This window comes from Cryobacterium sp. TMB3-10 (genome assembly GCF_004402305.1).
Taxonomy (GTDB): domain Bacteria; phylum Actinomycetota; class Actinomycetes; order Actinomycetales; family Microbacteriaceae; genus Cryobacterium; species Cryobacterium zongtaii.
In genome coordinates this window covers 95,941-114,070 of the sequence record NZ_SOGH01000024.1, presented here as the reverse complement: position 1 = coordinate 114,070, position 18,130 = coordinate 95,941, and the positions used below count along the sequence as shown (strand labels likewise).

Below are 18,130 nucleotides of genomic sequence, written 5' to 3'. Positions count from 1 at the left end.
TTGTCCCACTTCTTGTGAGAACGCTGGGAGTTGAGCCTCTCCGACTCAACTTTGGCGGCCCCGGCTTGACTTAGGTTTTTGGGCGGTGGCACACTTGAGCCAGCAACACTCAAGTCTTTGAAACAGGCCTTGAACCCAAACTTTGAAGGAGATACTCTCACATGGCTCGTGCAGTCGGCATTGACCTCGGAACCACCAACTCGGTGGTGGCCGTACTCGAGGGTGGAGAACCCACCGTCATCGCAAACGCTGAAGGCTTCCGCACCACGCCTTCCGTGGTCGCGTTCACCAAGGACGGCGAGGTACTCGTCGGCGAGACCGCCAAGCGCCAGGCCGTCACCAACGTGGACCGCACCATTTCGTCGGTCAAGCGCCACGTCGGCACCGACTGGACCGTCGACATCGACGACAAGAAGTACACCCCGCAGGAGATCTCCGCCCGCATCCTCGCCAAGCTCAAGCGCGACGCCGAGCAGTACCTGGGCGACAAGGTGACGGATGCCGTCATCACCGTTCCCGCGTACTTCAACGACGCCGAACGCCAGGCCACCAAGGAAGCCGGCGAGATCGCCGGCCTCAACGTGCTGCGCATCATCAACGAGCCCACCGCGGCCGCCCTGGCCTACGGCCTGGACCGTGGCAAGGAAGACGAGCTCATCCTGGTCTTCGACCTCGGTGGCGGAACCTTCGACGTCTCCCTCCTCGAGGTGGGCAAGGACGACGACTTCAGCACCATCCAGGTGCGTTCGACCTCCGGTGACAACCGCCTCGGCGGCGACGACTGGGACCAGCGCATCGTTGATCACCTGATCAAGCGCTTCAAGGACTCCACCGGCGTCGACGTCTCCAAGGACAAGATCGCCAAGCAGCGCCTCAAGGAAGCCGCGGAGCAGGCCAAGAAGGAACTCTCCTCGAGCATGTCCACCAGCATCCAGCTGCCGTACCTCTCGCTGACGGAGAACGGCCCGGCCAACCTCGACGAGACGCTCACCCGCGCCCAGTTCGAGAAGATGACCGAAGACCTGCTCGACCGCACCAAGAAGCCCTTCCAGGACGTCATCCGTGAGGCCGGCGTCAAGGTCGAGGACATCGCGCACGTCGTTCTCGTCGGTGGCTCCACCCGCATGCCCGCCGTGTACGAGCTCGTCAAGGCCGAGACCGGTGGCAAGGACCCGAACAAGGGTGTCAACCCCGACGAGGTCGTCGCCGTCGGCGCCGCACTGCAGGCCGGTGTCCTGAAGGGCGAGCGCAAGGACGTTCTGCTCATCGACGTCACCCCCCTGAGCCTCGGCATCGAGACCAAGGGCGGCATCATGACGCGCCTCATCGAGCGCAACACGGCCATCCCCACCAAGCGCAGCGAGACCTTCACCACGGCCGACGACAACCAGCCGTCCGTGGCCATCCAGGTCTTCCAGGGCGAGCGCGAGTTCACCCGCGACAACAAGAACCTGGGCACCTTCGAGCTCACCGGCATCGCGCCGGCCCCGCGCGGCATCCCGCAGGTCGAGGTCACCTTCGACCTCGACGCCAACGGCATCGTCCACGTGTCCGCCAAGGACAAGGGCACCGGCAAGGAGCAGTCAATGACCATCACCGGCGGCACCGCGCTGGGCAAGGAAGACATCGAGCGCATGGTTCGCGAGGGTGAAGAGCACGCGGCAGAAGACAAGCGCCGCCGCGAAGCCGCCGAGACCCGCAACGGCGCCGAGCAGCTCGCCTACTCGATCGAGAAGCTGATCAAGGAGAACGACGAGAAGCTGCCCGACGAGGTCAAGACCGAGGTTCAGGCCGACGTCGACGCCCTCAAGTCCGCTCTCGCCGGTGACGACGACGACGCTGTGAAGACCGCGTTCGACAAGCTCACCGAGAGCCAGGGCAAGCTCGGCGAGGCCATCTACGCCTCCAGCCAGGCGGATGCCGCGGCCGGCGAGTCCGAGACCGCCGAGCCCACCGCCGAGTCGGGCAACCCCGACGAAGACGTTGTCGACGCCGAGGTTGTCGACGACGAGGACGAAGCGAAGAAGTAATGAGCGACGCCAACCGTCCGGACGAGAACCGTCCCGAAGACGAGTCTGCTGCTGCGGGAGTGCCCGAATCGGGCGCCCCCGCGGCGGGCGGGCCGGACTCCGACGCGGCCGCTCCGGCCGAGTTCGTCGACGCGGCTGACGCCGCGGGCATCGAGGAGGACGAGCTGACCGTGCAGGACATCCTGGACGCGGCCGACCTCGAGGCATCCGATCCCTCCAGCGAGCACCTCGCCGACCTCAAGCGGGTCACCGCGGAGTACGCCAACTACCGTAAGCGCACCGAGGCCAACCGGGAGATCGAGCGCGAGCGCGTCACCGGCGAAGTCGTCAAGGTACTGCTGCCGGTGCTCGACGACCTGTACCGGGCCGAGAAGCACGGCGATCTCGAGGGCGACACCGCCTTCGCGACCATCGCCGCCAAGCTGCGCGCCAGCACCGAGCGCATCGGCCTCAAGCCGTACGGCACCGTCGGCGACGTGTTCGACCCCACCGTGCACGAGGCCATCTTCCAGATGCCCACGCCCGACATCGACGTGGAAACCGTCGGCGACGTCGTCGAGACCGGCTACTACCTCGGGTCCTCGCTGTTGCGGGTGGCCAAGGTCGTCGTGCAGGTACCGAGCGATGGCTAGCCAGGACTGGTTCGACAAGGACTTCTACAAGGTTCTCGGGGTGTCGAAGGACGTCTCCGCGGCCGACCTGAAGAAGGCATATCGCAAGCTGGCCCGCAAGTACCACCCCGACTCCAACCCGGGTAACCCCGCGGCGGAGGCGAAGTTCAAGGAGATCAGCGAGGCCCACTCGGTCATCGGTGACCCCGAACAGCGCAAGGAGTACGACGCCGTGCGCGCGATGGGCGGTGGAGCTCGCTTCACCGCCCCCGGGCAGGGCGGCCAGCAGGGCGGCTTCGACGACGTCTTCGGCGGCATGTTCGGTGGAGGAGCCCGTCAACAGCAGGGCTACTCCTACGAGCAGGCCGGCTTCGACGACATCCTCGGCGGAATGTTCGGCCGTGGCGCCCAGGGTGGTGGTGGCCGGTTCGGCACCCCCACCGGAGGTTTCCGAGGTGCGGGCGGGCCGACCAGGGGGCGTGACGTGGTCGCGTCGACCACGGTGGACTTCATCACGGCCACCCACGGCGACCAGATCACCCTGCAGACGCAGGAGGGTCGGTCGATCAAGGTCAAGATTCCCGCCGGCGTGGCCGACGGGCAGAAGATCAAGCTGCGCGGGCAGGGGCAACCCAGCCCGGACGGCGGCGAGAACGGTGACATCGTGCTCACCGTCACCGTGCGCAAGCACCCGGTCTTCGAACGCGACGGACTCAACCTGCGTGTGAACGTGCCGGTGACCTTCGCTGAAGCCGCCCTCGGTGCCACCATCGAGGTGCCCACCCTGGGCGGGCCGCCGGTGAAGCTGCGCGTGGCGCCCGGCACCCCCAGTGGGCGGGTGCTGCGGGTCAAGGGTCGCGGTGTGGTCACCCCGAAGGGCACCGGCGACCTGCTCGCCGAGGTTCAGGTGGCCGTGCCGTCGCACCTGTCGAAGGACGCCGAGGAGAAGCTGCTCGCGTTCAACGAGGCGCTGCCCAAGGAGAACCCGCGCGACGAACTGCTCGCCAGGGCCAAGGGCTGACACCGGTCATGGATGAGAACACCCGGGTCTTCGTGATCAGCACTGCCGCAGAGTTGGCGGGTATGCACCCGCAGACCCTGCGGCAGTACGACCGGATGGGGCTCGTCAGCCCCGGCCGCACGCCGGGCCGCTCGCGCCGCTACTCAATGCGCGATGTGGCCCGGCTGCGGGAGATCGCGGATCTGGGTGCCGAGGGTGTGAGCCTGGAGGGGATCCGGCGCATCCTCGCGCTGGAAGACACCGTGCGGGCCCTGGAAAGCCGGGTGGGGGACCTGGAAGCGGCCCTGGCCGACGAATTGCTCAACCGTCCGGGCCGCCGCGTCTTCGCGGCCGGCTCGGCCGGTGACGTCATCTCGATGCGCGCCGGCACCCGCACCCGCCGCTCGAACCAAGTGGTGATCTGGCGCCCCCTCGACAAGTAGCGAGACGTCGAGGCTCTGGGTGCTGCCGCACTGAGTTGTAGGGTTGCTGAATGGAACTGCGTCAGCTTGAACACTTCGTGACGGTCGCCGACGAACGTCACTTCACCCGGGCAGCCGAGCTGCTGCACATCTCCCAGTCGGGGCTGTCCGCGTCGATCCGGGCCCTGGAGATCGAGCTGGGCACCTCGTTGTTCATCCGCAGCACCCGCCGGGTCGAGCTCACGGCCGCCGGTCAGGCTTTGCTGGCGGATGCGCTTCGCACCCTGGCCAGCGCCGCAGCGGCCCAGAACGCCGTTGCCGCGGTACGCGGCCTCATGCGCGGACGCCTTACCGTGGGCGCCGAACCGTGCCTGGGCTCTGTGGACCTGCCCGCCGAGCTCGCCCGTTTCCGCACCGCGAACCAGGGGGTGGAGGTGCGCCTGCGCCAGCTGGGTTCCGTGGAGCTGATCGAGGGGGTGGCCAGTGGCACCACCGATGTGGCGCTGGTCGTGGTGACCGGGGACACCCCGCCCGGAGTGCGGCTGCACCGGTTGAGCAGCCAGAAGATGGTGGTGCTCTGCCACCCGGACCACCCCGTCGCGGCTCTGGCCGAGGCCGACCTGGAGACCCTGCGCACCGAACCGCTGATCGGCTTCCAGGCCGGCTGGGGCGCGCACATGCTCGCCCGGCGGGCGTTCGCCGCCGCCGGCTTCGAGTACCGGGCGGCGATGGAGGTCAACGACGTGCATCCGCTGCTCGAACTGGTGGGCTACAACCTGGGCGTGGCCATCGTGCCCACCAGCTTCGCGCTGAAGCGGCCCGACGACCTCGTTGCGGTGCCGCTGCCGGCGACCGTGCCCGAGTGGGCGGTGGCCGTGGCGGTCGCCGACGAGCCCAGCCCGGCCGCGTCGGCGTTCCTTGAGCAGCTGCTCGAAGACGTCGCCGCCGCGGCCGCCGCCCTCGAGCCCGTCGACGCTGTCGGCTCGGCGGCCTGACCGGCCGGCTGACCGGCTAGAGGGCCAGCGGGATCCGGCCGGAGAAGACCGTCTTCACCGGCGGAGCAGCGAGAACCTCACCCAGACGACTGACACCCTCCGGCGTGGTGCGCCAGGCGGCGTAGGCGTCGTGGTCGGCGGCGGTGGCCCAGTGCTCGACGACGATCACGTGGGCGGGGTCGGCGTCGTCGACGATGACCTCGAGTCCCTCGTTTCCCGGCCAGGCGCGGGTCGCGGTGAGGACTTCGTTCAGCAGGGCCGGGACGGTCTCGAGCGCGGCCGGGTCGAGGCGCAGGTCGAGGTGCACGATGGCGGTCATGCCGTCACCGCGGCGTCGTTCAGAGCGGCCGACAGGGTGGCGAGTTCCTCGTCTGACAGGGTCAGGTCGGCTGCGCGGACCGAGTCACGGATGCTCTCGGGTCGGCTCGCACCGGGGATGGGAATCACCCGGGGCGACGCGGCCAGGTGCCAGGCCAGCGTGACGACCTGCGGGCTCACGCCGTGGGCATCCGCCACCCGCTGGAACGGCGCGAAGGCTGTGCCCAGGTCGGCGGCGGACTTGATGCCGCCCAGTGGGCTCCAGGACAGGAACGCGACGCCGAGCTCGGTGCAGAGGTCGAGCTCGGGCCGGCTGCTGAGGAACGCGGGCGAGTACTGGTTCTGCACGCTGGCGAGCCGGCCGCCGAGGATGTCGTGGGCCTCGCGGATCTGCGCCGGGTTGGCGTTGGAGATACCGGCCAGGCGGATGGTGCCGGCGTCGAGCAGGTCCCGGATGGCGCCGATCGAGTCGGCGTACGGCACCGCGGGGTCGGGCCGGTGGTGGTGGTACAGGTCGATCGCGTCGCCGCCGAGGCGCTTGAGCGAGGCTTCGGCGGCCTGCTTGAGGTACTCGGGTCGGCCGTCGACGTACCAGGTGCCGTCGCCGGGCCGCAGGTGCCCGCCCTTGGTGGCCACGATCACCCGCGACGAGTCGCCGCCCCACAAGGCGATGGCCTTTGCGATGAGCGACTCGTTGTGGCCCACCTCGTCGGCGTGCAGGTGGTACGCATCCGCGGTGTCGAACAGGGTCACGCCCTCCTCGAGGGCGGCGTGGATGGTGGCGATGGAGCGGGCTTCGTCGGGTCGGCCCTCGATCGACATGGGCATGCCGCCCAGGCCGATGGAGCTGACGGGACGGTCGCCGATGAGTCGGGTCTTCATAGGGTGTCCAATCGAGTGCTGCGGATGATCAGGAAAGAGTGGAGTGCGCGGTGACGAGCCCGTCGAGGGTGGCGTTCAGCGCCGCATCCACCACCTGCTGGTCGGGATGCGCGTCGTACCAGGCGATCGCCTCGCGGAAGCCGAGCGCGACCGGGGTGGTGCACACGAAATCGGGCACGAGTGCGGTGACCTTGCTGTTGTCGAAGATCACCGAGTGAGACCGGTCGCCCAGCAGCGGACCACTCCACTCGGGGTTGGCCGCCGCCATGGTGTCACTCGCCACGTGCACGATCTGCGGCGCCGGGGCGCCGGCGGCGCGGGCATACTCGGCGTAGATGGCGTCCCAGGGGAGGTACTCGTTCGAGGTGATGGTGAAGCTGTCGCCCACGGCCTGCGACCGGCCGAACAGGCCCACGAGCGCCTTGGCGAAGTCGGTGCTGTGGGTGAGGGTCCAGAGCGACGTGCCGTCGCCGTGCACCACCACCGGCTGACCGGTGCGCATCCGGTGGATGTCGGTCCACCCGCCGAGCAGCGCGATCTGGGTTCGGTCGTAGGTGTGCGACGGGCGGATGATGGTGACCGGGAAGCCCTGCTCCCGGTGCGCCGCCATGAGCACATCTTCGCAGGCGGCCTTGTCGCGGGAGTACGCCCAGAACGGGTTGTGCAGGGGAGTGGACTCCCGCACCGGCAGGGCGGCCGGCGGCTTCTGGTACGCCGAGGCCGAACTGATGAAGATGTACTGCCCGCAGCGGCCGGCGAACTGGGCGATGTCGGCGCGCACGTGCTCCGGGGTGAACGCCACGAAGTCCACCACCACGTCGAAACGACGCTCACCGAGCGCCGCCGCAACCGCGGCCGCGTCCCGCACGTCCACGGTGAGCACCTCAGCCGCGTCGGGAACGCTGCGCAGGGCGGACTGGCCGCGATTGAGCACGGTCAGCCGGTGGCCACGAGCCACGGCCAGCTCGGCCGCGGCCGTGCTGATCACCCCGGTGCCGCCGATGAAGAGAACACTGAGTCCGGCGCTCACCAGGCGTAGTCTTCCGGCGCGGTGCGGTAGCCGGGAAAGATCTCGTCTAGGCGATGGAGCGCGGCCTGGTCGAGCTTCAGGTCAACGGCGCGCAGGCCGGCCTCGAGCTGCTCCATGGTGCGCGGACCGATGATCGGTGCGGTCACCGCGCTCTGGTGCATCAGCCAGGCCAGGCCCAGGTCGCCGGGCTCGGTGCCGAGTTCGGCGGCGAAGTCCTCGTAGGCACCGATGGCCGCGCGGTTCTTCTCGAGCTTGTCGGCGTTGGCCCCGGAGACCCGGCGGCTGCCGTCGCGCTCCTTGCGCAGCACACCGCCGAGCAGGCCGCCGTCCAGCGGCGACCAGGGCAGGATTCCCATCCCGTTGGCCTGGGCGGCGGGGATGACCTCTCGTTCGATGTCGCGCTTGAGCAGGTTGTACAGCGACTGCTCGCTCACCAGCCCGCTGAAGTTGCGCTTGCGGGCCTCGGCCTGCGCGGTGGCGATGTGCCAACCGGCGAAGTTGCTGCTGCCGGCGTAGAGGACCTTGCCCTGCGCGACGGCGGTTTCCATGGCCTGCCAGATCTCATCCCACGGGGTGTCACGGTCCACGTGGTGAAACTGGAACAGGTCGATGTGGTCGGTCTGCAGGCGCTTCAGGCTCTCATCGAGTGAGCGGCGGATGTTGAGCGCCGACAGCTTGCCGTCATTGGGCCGGTCGGACATGGTGCCGTAGACCTTGGTGGCCAGCACGGTGTCCTCGCGCCGCTCGCCGCCCTGCGCGAACCAGCGGCCCAGGATGCTCTCGGTGGCGCCCCGGCCCTGCTTGGAGCCGTAGACGTTGGCGGTGTCGAAGAAGTTGATGCCCGCCGCCCTGGCAGCGTCCATGATGCCGAACGAGGTGGGCTCGTCGGTCTCGGGCCCGAAGTTCATGGTGCCGAGGCACAGGCGCGAAACGGACAGGCCGGAACGACCGAGGTGTGTGTATTCCATACCCTCAGGCTGCTCCGCTCGGAGCCCACTGTCCAACAGGAGAACCGGATGCGATCCAGCACTCCGCCTTCTCAATCCTGGTGAGACCGGTGCTCAGTCGGTGTCGAGGGCCCCGGGGCGGCCGGAATCACTCGGTTGCCGGCTGGCCGTGACGGCGAGCAGGTCGAGCGAGAGCCGCGGGTCCAGGCGCAGGGGCAGGTCGACGACGGCCCGGATTTCCCAGCGCACGTGCAGGTTACCGATGGACAACGACGGTGCCGGCAGGCCCGCGGGTGTTTCGACCGTGAACGGCAGATCGACCACCGTGCCGGGGGTGAGCATCCCGGCGGGGCCCACCACGACGGCGGCCGTCACGGCTTCGGCGTGCCGGTAGCCCTCGGACTCGCTGGCGTCGGGGTCGGCGACCTGGCCGGGTCCGCCCCAGACCTCCTCGCAGCGCACCAGCTGCACGCGCACGCCCCGGGTCGAGATCTCGTCGCGGGGACGCACCCGCAGGACGCCCGTGAGCGGGGTGCCGGGTTCCAGCACCCGGGAGGACAACGCGATGAACTCCAGGGCGACCTGTCCGAGGTGTTCGCCGACCGGCGGATGGCCGATGTCGGTGGCGCTGGTCTGGCCCCAAGACTGCACGTCGATCAGTCGTTCCCGCTTGATGATCTGACCACCGGCGGCATGCAGGACGCAACGCACAGACCAGCCCACGTCGATCAGGTCGCCCCGCACCGAGGCCGGGCCGTCGGTGGGAATGCTCAGGCTGCCCGACAACACCCGGGTCTGGCCGGCCGGGATTGCACCCGGCGCTTGCACCGTGACCGTGGTGAGCAGCTCGGTGGTGCGTTCGCGGGCGGGGAACACGCCGCCGTAGATGTTGCCGCGGCCGTAGGTGTAGTTGACCTTGCGGATCAGCGTCAGCTCGGCGTGCTCGATCAACGCCGGCCGGAGCGCGGTGATGCGTATGGTGACCCCCAGCGAATTACCCTCGATCACCACTCCATCCGTGGGAGTGAGTTCTACCGAGACTTGCACTGCCGTATCGGTTGTTGTGACCGCCATGTCGCACCAAACTTCCTGTTACCCGTTGCCAGAGACCCACTCAATGGGGACAACGTAGGCACAGTAAAGCCAGGGTCGCTGCAGCGTTCAAGGGGATTGACTTGCCCCACGCTGTCTGCATCGGTGCGGTGGAAGGGGCGGGTCAGCGCGCGAACAGCTCCGCCACCGTGGGCGGGTTGGCGCCCGCACGCGACACCGTGATCGCCGCGCTCGCCAGGGCGGTCTGGCCCAGGCGACCGAGGTCGGCGGCGCCGAGGGTGTTCTGCAGGATGGCCTCGGTGGCATCGTTCACGAGGATCGCGTAGAGCAGCCCCGACATGAACGAGTCACCGGCGCCGATGGTGTCGACCACGGTCACCGGATGCGCGGCCAGCTCGGCCGTGGCCCCGCCGGCCCGCAGCAGGGCGCCGTCGCCGCCTCGGGTGATGGCGAACAGGGCCACCCCGGCCGCCACGTATTCCCGGGCAATCTGGTCCAGGCTCCGCCCCGGATAGAGCCACGCGGCATCCTCGTCGCTCATTTTCACCACGTGCGCGGCCCGGGAGAGCTCTTCGACGGCTCGCACCACGTCGTCACGGCTGCCCATGATGCCGGGCCGCACATTGGGGTCGTAGCTGAGCAGGGTGCCGGCCGGGGCGCCGGTGAACGCGGTCAACACGGCCCGGCCGCCGGGCTGCAGGATCGCGGCGATCGAGCCCGTGTGGATCAAGGCGCACGGGGCGGGCAGCGCCACCGATGGCAGCTCCCAGCGCAGGTCGAAGTCATAGGTGGCGGCGCCGGCCGCATCCAGGATGGCGGTGGCGCTCGAGGTGGCGCCGGTCGTGACCGACCCCGGCAGCAGGTCGACGCCGGCCGCGCGCAGGTGCCCCGCGATGATCTCGCCGAACGGGTCTGCCCCGATCTGGGTGACCAGGGTGGTCGGCACACCGAGCCGGCCGAGTCCGTACGCCACGTTCATCGGGCTGCCGCCCGCGTGACTCACCGGCTCGGCGCCCGGGCGCCGCACGATGTCGATGAGGGCCTCGCCGATGACGAGGGCGCGGGTGGATGCGGCGATCGAACGGTCAGGAGCACGGTCAGGCGTCATCGTCTGGTCCAATCTGGTGGGGCCGGGGGTGCCGGCGCAGCCCCAGATTATCGTGTGCGGTCAGTGCCGTACGCGATAGCCCAGGTACACCACGCCGTTCCGGAACGCGTACTCGTCCGTCAGCTCGAGACCGAGGTGCAGGCCGTCGGGCACGGCCTTCAGGCCGCCGCCCACCACGATGGGGGAGATGAACAGCTGCACCTCGTCGACCAGCCCGGCCGCGAAGGCCTGTGCCGCCAGGTGCGGACCGCCGATCAACAGGTTGGCGGTGGCCGAAGCCTTGAGCGCCCGCACCGCCTCCGGGTCGAAGCTGCGCTCGATGCGGGTACGCCGGCTGAGTGGTTCGGCCAGGGTCCTGGAGTAGACGATCTTCTCTGCCGCCTGCCAGATCGCGGTGTAGTCGCGCATCACGGCCGGCTGGGCGTCGTCGTTCAGGTGCATGGTTTCCCAGGCCACCATCACCTCATACAACCGCCGGCCGTACAGGTAGGTGCCCACCGAACGCTCCAGGTCATTGACGAAGGTGTGCACCTCATCGCTCGGGGTACTCCAGTCGAAGTTGCCCTCGGTGTCGGCCACATAGCCGTCCAGGGAGGTGATGAAGGTGCAGATCAGCTTGGCCATGGTGTGCTCCTCGCGCGGTGAACGGTCCACGGCGAATGCTCACCGCGGTGTGGCGCATCCATTCTGCGCGCCGGACGCCGTCGGGGCCAGACCCGGCGGCGCTCTGCGCGATAACCTCAATCGCGGTGCACCACCACCGTCTCAGTGAAAGGGCGCCCCATGAACACCGTCGAGGTCACGACAACGGCGGGGATCGTCCGCGGCGTCCGGCGCCCCGGGTCGACAGCGTTCCTCGGCATTCCCTACGCCGCCCCGCCGGTCGGGGAGCTGCGCTTCGCGGCCCCGGTGCCGCACCCGGCCTGGTCCGGCGTGCGGGATGCCGGCAGCCCCGGCGCCACCCCGCAACGCATCGACGGTGGCGACAGCACTCTGGTGCCCGAGCCCAGCTTCCCGGGCGAGTCGACGCTGAACCTGAGCGTGTTCACCCCCGACCCCACCCCGGTGCCCGCCGGTGCCGGCCTGCCCGTGCTGGTCTACATCCACGGCGGCGGCTACACCTCCGGGTCGGCAGCGAGCCCGTGGTACGACGGCGCAAACTTCAACCGGCACGGTGTTGTCACCGTGAACGTGTCGTACCGGCTCGGCTTCGACGGCTTCGGGTGGATCGAGGATGCGCCGCTGAACCGCGGCGTGCTCGACTGGCTGCTGGCGCTCGCGTGGGTACGCGACAACATCCAGGTCTTCGGCGGCGACCCGGCCCGGGTAACGATCGCCGGGCAATCCGCGGGCGGCGGCGCCGTGCTCACCCTGTTGACGATGCCGCGGGCGCAACCGCTGTTCGCGCGGGCCATCGTCATCTCCGGGGTGGCCACCTATCTCGTGCCCGACCAAGCGGAGCGGACCGGTCGGCGCCTGGCCGCCCTGGCCGGCGTTGCGCCCACCCGGGCGGGACTCGGGGCGCTCACCGAAAACCAGATCCTCGCCGAGCAGCCGCGGGCGACGGCCTTCGCCGCCGGCACCCCCGCCGGCCCGCTGGGCGAGATCGCGAACGCCCTCGTCGCCGGTCTCCCGTTCGGACCGGTCGTCGACGGCGACCTGGTCCCGTTGGCCACGGTCGACGCCGTGCGGGCGGGCATCGGCACCGCCAAGCCGTTGATGCTGGGCAGCACCGACCACGAGTTCAACTTCGCCATAGCCGACCTCACCGACGAGTTGGCCGGCGAAGATGCCGCGGAAGTGCTCGGCCGTCTCGGCGTCGCCGCGCCGTCGGCGCGGGCGTACGCCGCGGCGCACGACAGGCTCGGTACCGCCGAACTGCTGGGCCAGTTCGCCTCCGACCGCGCCATCCGCGGCGTCATGCTGCGGGTCGCCGAAACGAGGGCAGAGGCCGCCACAACGGATGCGGCGCCCAGCTGGCTCTGGGCGTTCGCGTGGCGCTCGCCCACCTTCGGCGGGGCGCTGCACTGCCTCGATCTGCCGTTCTTCTTCGATGCGCTGGACGCCCCGCGGGTGGCGGCGCTGGCCGGTCCCGCCCCGTCCCAGCGGCTGGCCGACGAGGTGCACGGAGCCGCGGTGTCCTTCATCAACGACGGAGATCCCGGCTGGCCCGCCTGGACCCCGCGCGCCTGGACCACGGAGCCCGGCGACCTGGACGCACAACCGGTGCGCCGCTTCGACGACGCCCTCGTCGACATCAACGCCGACGCCCCTGGCACTGGCACCGGCACCTGCACCACGACGGTCGCCGCCACGTATGCCGACGCCCGCCTGGCGTTCGGTTCCTAGCCGCCCACCTCAACCACTATTGGATGGGGAACAGTCGGTGCTCGCTCACGGAGATCCGAGCCCGGGCTTTCAGGCCTCGCCAGGTGGGTTTAGTCTGGCTCGGTCACGTGCCAGGCACGTCAGGGTGGGCCGCGTGTCCGACCTTCTTGATGGGCCCGCCAGAGTTGGGAAGACACCATGGCCACCACTGCGCACACCCTGCAGGTCAAGTCGCACAGCACGCCTGACGAGCGTCGCGCGCCGGAGAAGACTCTGCTGGAACTGAACCACCTGGACGAGTTCTCGGTCGGCCGTATGACGATGCAGCCGGGCTGGACGTGGGCCGACAACATCAAGCCGACGGTGAACACCGATTCCTGTCGCCTCCTGCACGTGGGCTACTGCCTGTCGGGCACCCTGGAGGTCATGCTCGACGACGGGGCCACGGCCACCATCACCGTCGGCGATTCCTACCTCATTCCGTCCGGGCACAACGCCTGGGTGGTCGGCGACGAACCGTATGTGGCCATCGAGATGCACAGCGCGGCGTCCTACGGGGTGCCGAACTCCGAGAACGGTTAGGCGGCGGGCTTCAGCTCCGCCAGGCCGGACTCGATAGCCGCGATGACCTCGGGGGAGTCGGGCAGGGTGGTCGGGCGGAACCGCTGGACCGCACCGGAGGGCGATATCACGAACTTCTCGAAGTTCCACTTGACCTTGCCGGCCTTGCCCGCGCCATCCGGCGTTTGGGTGAGCTCGGCGTAGAGCGGATGCTGGGAGCCACCGTTCACCTTCGTCTTCTCCATCAGCGGGAAGGTGACGCCGTAGGTGGTGGAGCAGAATTCGGCGATCTTCTCGCTCGATCCGGTCTCGCCGAGGGCGAACTGGTTGCAGGGGAAGCCGAGCACTGTGAAGCCCTGGTCGGCGTACGTGCGCTGCAGCTGTTCGAGGGTCTCGTACTGCGGTGTCAGGCCGCAGCGGGAGGCGACGTTGACCACGAGCACAACCTTGTCGGCGTACTCGGCCAGCGAGGTGGTGGAGCCGTCGGCGGCGGTGAGGGGGATCTCGCGAATGTCCATGCCCACAGAGTACTTCGAAATTGAAGCAGATCGTCGGGCCCTCATCCAACTCTCAGCCTGACTGCGCTGTTCGGCTGTTAGTGCCGCAGGAACGCCGCCCGGGCCACCAGGTACAGTCCGAAAGCGATCAGGCCCGCAGCGACGACGTTGAGCAGGATCGGGCCCGATTGCAGGGTGAGCAGGTAGCGCAGCCCGGCGTCCAGGCCACCCACCCAGCGCACATCGGCGAACACGGCGGCGGCGAGCAGTAGCCCGCCGGTGACCAGGAACGCGATCCCCTTGGTGACGTGGCCGAACACTCCCAGGCCGAGCACGATGACCTTGGTGGGCCCCCAGAGGTAGCGCAGCTCCTCGCGGAAGTTGCGTCGCAGACCACGCCAGACGAGGCCGCCGCCGATGATGGCCACGGTGCTGCCCACCACCAGCAGCAGGAACAGGCCGACGGGGCTCTCCACGATGGCGTCGTCGGCGCGCCGCACCGTCTCGGCGCCGCCGGCCCTGGCGCCGAGCGCGACCGCGAACGTGACGGTGCCCAGCAGCGCGAAGCCGAGGGCCTTGCCGACGTTGAGGCAGCGGCGGAACACGAGGACCCGTCGATTGGGCGCCACGCTGAACGCGGCGTTGGTGCCCTGCCAGAGCGCCAGGCCCCACAACGACACCGTCGACAACCAGAGCACGGCAATGCCGCCGGGGCCGTTGGCGATGGCGCTCAGCGCGCCGAGCTGGTCGGCTTCGCCGGGCTGGCCGTTCGCGATGCGCAGGCCGATTCCTCCGATCAGGGCGTGCACCAGGCCGTTGGCGAGCAGCCCGAGCCGGGCGGAGGCCCGCACCGACCGGCTGCGGTGGGCGCGCCGAGCGGCCTGCTTGAGCCGCTCGCGGGCCTCGACGGCCTGGTCGACGGCGTGATCGACAGCCTGGTCGGCCGCCGGGCCGGCGGGAATATCGGTCACGTCCGGCGCTACTCGAGCAGTTCGCGGATGTCGGAGGCTGTGAGCCCCTGGCCGGTTCCCTGGGCGCCGCCATCGGTCATGACGCTGTCGAAGAGTTTGGCCTTGACGGCCTTGAGCGCCATCACCTTCTCCTCGATCGTGTCGGTGGCCACCAGACGGTAGACCATCACGTTCTTGGTCTGGCCGATGCGATGTGCCCGGTCAACGGCCTGCGCCTCGGCGGCGGGGTTCCACCAGGGGTCGAGCAGGATGCAGTAGTCGGCCTCGGTGAGGTTGAGGCCGAAGCCACCGGCCTTGAGGCTGATCAGGAACACCGAGGTGTCGCCGTTCTTGAACCCGTCGATCGCCGCGGCCCGGTTGCGGGTGCGCCCGTCCAGGTAGGAGTAAGTCACGCCGGCGGCGTCGAGGCGGGTGCGCACCTTGGCGAGATAGCCGGTGAACTGGCTGAAGATCAGAGTGCGGTGCCCCTCGGCGACGACGTCTTCGAGAAGCTCCATGAGCACATCCAGCTTGCTCGAGGGGATGTCGGCGTACTTGTCGTCGTACAGGCTCGCATCCAGGCTGAGCTGGCGCAGCATGGTGATCGACCGGAAGATCTCGAACCGGTTCTGGTTGAGGTCGCCGAGCAGTCCGAGCACCTTCTGACGTTCGCGCTGCAGGTGCATCTGATACACCCGGCGATGGCGCGGGTGCAGTTCGAGTTCGAGCACCTGCTCCTGCTTGGCGGGCAGGTCGCTGGCCACCTGGTCCTTGGTGCGGCGCAGCATGAACGGGCGGATGCGCCGGCGCAGCTGGCCGAGCCTGTCACCGTCGGCTTGCGTCTCGATGGGCCGCTGGTAGTAGTCGGAGAAGCGGGCGGCGCTGGGGAACAGGCCGGGGGCGGTGATCGAGAGCAGCGACCACAGTTCCATCAGGTTGTTCTCCAGCGGCGTGCCGGTGATGGCGAGCTTGAACGGGGCCTGCAGCCGCTTGGCGCATTGGTGCGCCCTGGACTTGTGGTTCTTCACGAACTGGGCCTCGTCGAGCAGCAGGCCCGCCCAGCTGACGGCGTCGTACTCGTCGAAATCGAGCCTGAACAGGGTGTACGAGGTGATCACGACATCCGCCGTGGTCACGGCCTCGGCCAGAGACGCACCGCGCTTGGCGGTGGTCTCGGTGATCGCGGCGACCGAGAGGCCGGGGGCGAACCTGGCGCACTCGGTGGCCCAGTTGTGCACCACGCTGGTGGGCGCGACGACCAGGAACGGGCGGCGTGCGCTCTGTCGTTCGCGGGCGTCGACGATGAGAGCGATGGCCTGCAGGGTCTTGCCCAGGCCCATGTCGTCGGCGAGGACGCCGCCGAGGCCGGTGTCGTAGAGGAAGCCGAGCCAGTCGAACCCGGTCTGCTGGTAGGGCCGGAGCGATGCCTGCACGGCGGCGGGCAGCTCCCGGTGCGCGATCGTGGCGCCGTCGGCGAGGCCGGCGAGGGTGTCACGCCAGGCGGCGGCCTCGGCTTCGGCACTGCCGAGGTCCTGCAGTTCCTCCCAGAGGTCGGACTGGGCCCGGTTGATGCGCAGCGAGTCGTTCGGGGAATCCTGCAGGCCGCGGGCCTCTTCGATGAGGTGGCGCAGCTGTTGCAGTTCGGGCCGGTCCAGGCTGAAGTAGGTGCCGTCCGGCAGGATCATCAGTTCCTGGCCGGTGGCCAGGGCCCTGAAGACCTCGTCGAAGGGCACATCCTCGCCGTCGACGGTGACCCGCACCGAGAGGTCGAACCAGTCCCGGCTCTCGGCCCGCGCCGAGGTGGCGAAGGTGAGGGTGGGCGGCTCGGCGGCCTCGCGGTACTCTGGGGCGTCGCCGACGAACTGCACGAGCAGGTCGTCCGTGGCCTCGAGCACCGGCAGCACGGCCTCGAGGAACTCGATCATGCGGGCGCCGTCGAGGGTGGCGTCGGCGCGCAGGATGCCCGCGGAATCGGCAGCCCCGGCTGAACCGGTCAGCTCCGCGGCGAACAAGGCCGGCTGGTGGGCGGGGAATCCCGCGAATATGCCGCTGACGGCATGCAGGATGCGGGCCTCGTCGGCCGTGTCCCGGTAGCCGGCCGGGGCGTCGTCGGTGGCCGGGCCGTGCAGGGGCGCGATGGCCGGGGCGCCCGAGGCGCCGGCACCGCCGGTGTACTGCCACTCCCAGTGCAAGCCGATGCGGGCATCCGCGTGGGCGATGATCGACAGGGCCAGCACCGGGCGGGCGGTGTCGGGCAGTTCGAACGACTCGTCGGTGCTGATCAGCGAGAGCTGGCCGCGCAGGAACGGGTAGAAGTCGGCGAGGAAGACGTTCTCCTCGTCGGGCGGAATCGTGATGGGGGTGTGCGCCGAGGCGAGAACCCGCAGGTCGCGGCCGAGCTGGCGCGCGAGTGGGGCGATGGTGAGGCGCACGTCGGTGCTGGTGGTCGTCCAGGTGAACAGGCCGTGCGCCGGGTCACCGATGTAACCGAGGGCGCTGCGGTCGAGCAACTGGCCGCCGAGGGAGACGGTGGGGGAGAGGGTGAGGCCGCCGTGGTCGCGGCGGATGTCGAGCGACAGTTCGGCGGGTTCGTCCGAGACCGTCACCGGCTCCTGTCCGGGTGTGGTGCCGATGAAGGGGATGCCGGCCTCGCGGGCCTCGCCGAGCAGACCCCAGAGGGCGCGGTTGGCGAACCCGTCCAGGTGCAGCCACGGGTCGGTGGTCACGTGGTAACGCTGGCCGGAGGAGTAGAGCTCGAAGATGGCGGAGAGCACCCGCAACTGGGCGCGGTTGAGCATGCCGCGGGAGTAGGAGAGGTTGTCCCAGGTGAGGTTGCCGCGGATCCACTTGCCCTTCTTGCCGCGCACCATCGGGCGCACGCCCAGGCGGGCGAGCGACACGCTCGGGGCGGGCAGCCGCGCGGCGCGCGGCGGCGGCAGTAACTCGAACTGCAGGGCGAGGGCGGTGCCCGTCGGTGGCTCGGCCTCCGGCGCCCTGGTGAGCGGTGCCAGGGCACTCTGCCAGGTGGCGGGGGCACTGGTGTGGGGACGCTGGGAATCTGCCGAGCGTGCACGGGCGAGGTCGGCGGCCGTGGACCGGCTGGCCAGCAGCAGTGCGACGACGTGCTTGCAGTTCAGGCCCATCGGGCAGCTGCAGGTGCCGGATGCGCGCACCACGGTGCCGTTGGAATCCTGCTGAAATGTCACGGTGACGTCGTAGGGTCGGGCCTGGGTGCCGCCGACGGTGCCGAGCAGGCGGCTGCCGCCCAGCTGCCAGACCTGGTCTTCAACCCGGCCCTCCTTGGCGTAACGCACCCCACGCGAATATGCCTGTGGCCCGACGAGGCGCGCGATCTGCAGATCGCTGAGGTTGTGGGCCATAAGGTGCGGTGTCCGTGA

17 protein-coding genes are annotated in these 18,130 nt (G+C 69.5%); 7 read left to right on the top strand and 10 right to left on the bottom strand.

The features are described 5' to 3' along the window. The first annotated feature begins 161 nt into the window (after nucleotides 1-161). The 5 genes from dnaK to E3T22_RS13275 are packed head-to-tail and all read left to right on the top strand — an operon-like array spanning nucleotide 162 to nucleotide 5,058. On the top strand, nucleotides 162-2,030 hold the full coding sequence (gene dnaK / locus E3T22_RS13295) for a molecular chaperone DnaK (RefSeq protein ID WP_088457597.1): 1,869 nt from the start codon (nucleotides 162-164) through the stop codon (nucleotides 2,028-2,030). Further along, nucleotides 2,030-2,662 carry a nucleotide exchange factor GrpE gene (locus E3T22_RS13290; protein ID WP_134479565.1) on the top strand — a complete coding sequence of 211 codons (633 nt, stop codon included), beginning with the start codon at nucleotides 2,030-2,032 and terminating at the stop codon, nucleotides 2,660-2,662. Before dnaK ends, E3T22_RS13290 begins: the two co-directional genes overlap by 1 nt. After that, nucleotides 2,655-3,662, top strand: coding sequence for a DnaJ C-terminal domain-containing protein (locus E3T22_RS13285; RefSeq protein WP_088457595.1), 1,008 nt, complete (start codon nucleotides 2,655-2,657; stop codon nucleotides 3,660-3,662). The genes E3T22_RS13290 and E3T22_RS13285 overlap by 8 nt, the downstream gene beginning before the upstream one ends. Before the next feature lie 8 nt (nucleotides 3,663-3,670). Beyond that, nucleotides 3,671-4,084: a heat shock protein transcriptional repressor HspR gene (locus tag E3T22_RS13280; protein WP_088457594.1), complete on the top strand. Its 414-nt coding sequence runs from the start codon at nucleotides 3,671-3,673 to the stop codon at nucleotides 4,082-4,084. A gap of 50 nt (nucleotides 4,085-4,134) precedes the next feature. Further along, nucleotides 4,135-5,058: a LysR family transcriptional regulator gene (locus E3T22_RS13275; protein ID WP_088457593.1), complete on the top strand. Its 924-nt coding sequence runs from the start codon at nucleotides 4,135-4,137 to the stop codon at nucleotides 5,056-5,058. 16 nt (nucleotides 5,059-5,074) lie between these two features. Here E3T22_RS13275 and E3T22_RS13270 read toward each other — a convergent pair whose 3' ends face one another. The 7 genes from E3T22_RS13270 to E3T22_RS13240 form a co-directional block, all read right to left on the bottom strand. Next, nucleotides 5,075-5,377, bottom strand: coding sequence for a putative quinol monooxygenase (locus tag E3T22_RS13270; RefSeq protein WP_103479922.1), 303 nt, complete (start codon nucleotides 5,375-5,377; stop codon nucleotides 5,075-5,077). Beyond that, nucleotides 5,374-6,258 (bottom strand): aldo/keto reductase, encoded by an 885-nt coding sequence (locus E3T22_RS13265; protein ID WP_103479921.1) that lies wholly within the window; start codon nucleotides 6,256-6,258, stop codon nucleotides 5,374-5,376. The genes E3T22_RS13270 and E3T22_RS13265 overlap by 4 nt, the downstream gene beginning before the upstream one ends. Before the next feature lie 28 nt (nucleotides 6,259-6,286). Continuing rightward, nucleotides 6,287-7,288, bottom strand: a complete 1,002-nt coding sequence (locus E3T22_RS13260) for an NAD-dependent epimerase/dehydratase family protein (RefSeq protein WP_241983686.1) — start codon at nucleotides 7,286-7,288, stop codon at nucleotides 6,287-6,289. Next, the gene (locus E3T22_RS13255; protein ID WP_134407932.1) at nucleotides 7,285-8,256 is read right to left on the bottom strand and encodes an aldo/keto reductase; all 972 of its coding nucleotides are present in this window, start codon (nucleotides 8,254-8,256) and stop codon (nucleotides 7,285-7,287) included. The genes E3T22_RS13260 and E3T22_RS13255 overlap by 4 nt, the downstream gene beginning before the upstream one ends. 93 nt (nucleotides 8,257-8,349) lie before the next feature. Next, nucleotides 8,350-9,309, bottom strand: a complete 960-nt coding sequence (locus E3T22_RS13250; protein WP_134407933.1) for a hypothetical protein — start codon at nucleotides 9,307-9,309, stop codon at nucleotides 8,350-8,352. A 142-nt stretch (nucleotides 9,310-9,451) separates the two neighbouring features. After that, the gene (locus tag E3T22_RS13245; protein ID WP_134479564.1) at nucleotides 9,452-10,396 is read right to left on the bottom strand and encodes a carbohydrate kinase; all 945 of its coding nucleotides are present in this window, start codon (nucleotides 10,394-10,396) and stop codon (nucleotides 9,452-9,454) included. Between the two features lie 60 nt (nucleotides 10,397-10,456). Further along, nucleotides 10,457-11,020 (bottom strand): dihydrofolate reductase family protein, encoded by a 564-nt coding sequence (locus tag E3T22_RS13240; protein ID WP_134479563.1) that lies wholly within the window; start codon nucleotides 11,018-11,020, stop codon nucleotides 10,457-10,459. Nucleotides 11,021-11,179: 159 nt separating this feature from the next. On the opposite strand from E3T22_RS13240, the gene E3T22_RS13235 reads away from it, so the two are divergent. Together E3T22_RS13235 and E3T22_RS13230 are read left to right on the top strand one after the other, a co-directional pair. Beyond that, a complete protein-coding gene (locus tag E3T22_RS13235) occupies nucleotides 11,180-12,745 on the top strand; it encodes a carboxylesterase/lipase family protein (RefSeq protein WP_134479562.1) in 1,566 nt (521 codons plus the stop codon). Between the two features lie 177 nt (nucleotides 12,746-12,922). Beyond that, entirely contained in the window at nucleotides 12,923-13,306 is a 384-nt protein-coding gene (locus E3T22_RS13230) for a cupin domain-containing protein (RefSeq protein ID WP_103479915.1), read from the top strand. Here the strand turns inward: E3T22_RS13230 and E3T22_RS13225 are convergent. The 3 genes from E3T22_RS13225 to E3T22_RS13215 all read right to left on the bottom strand — a co-directional run bounded on the left by E3T22_RS13225 (nucleotide 13,303) and on the right by E3T22_RS13215 (nucleotide 18,112). Continuing rightward, nucleotides 13,303-13,803 (bottom strand): glutathione peroxidase, encoded by a 501-nt coding sequence (locus tag E3T22_RS13225; RefSeq protein WP_088457584.1) that lies wholly within the window; start codon nucleotides 13,801-13,803, stop codon nucleotides 13,303-13,305. The two genes, E3T22_RS13230 and E3T22_RS13225, sit on opposite strands and share 4 nt — an antisense overlap. 77 nt (nucleotides 13,804-13,880) lie before the next feature. Beyond that, nucleotides 13,881-14,753 carry a DUF1206 domain-containing protein gene (locus tag E3T22_RS13220; protein ID WP_088457583.1) on the bottom strand — a complete coding sequence of 291 codons (873 nt, stop codon included), beginning with the start codon at nucleotides 14,751-14,753 and terminating at the stop codon, nucleotides 13,881-13,883. 8 nt (nucleotides 14,754-14,761) lie between these two features. Further along, the gene (locus tag E3T22_RS13215; RefSeq protein ID WP_134479561.1) at nucleotides 14,762-18,112 is read right to left on the bottom strand and encodes a DEAD/DEAH box helicase; all 3,351 of its coding nucleotides are present in this window, start codon (nucleotides 18,110-18,112) and stop codon (nucleotides 14,762-14,764) included. Nucleotides 18,113-18,130: the final 18 nt, after the last annotated feature.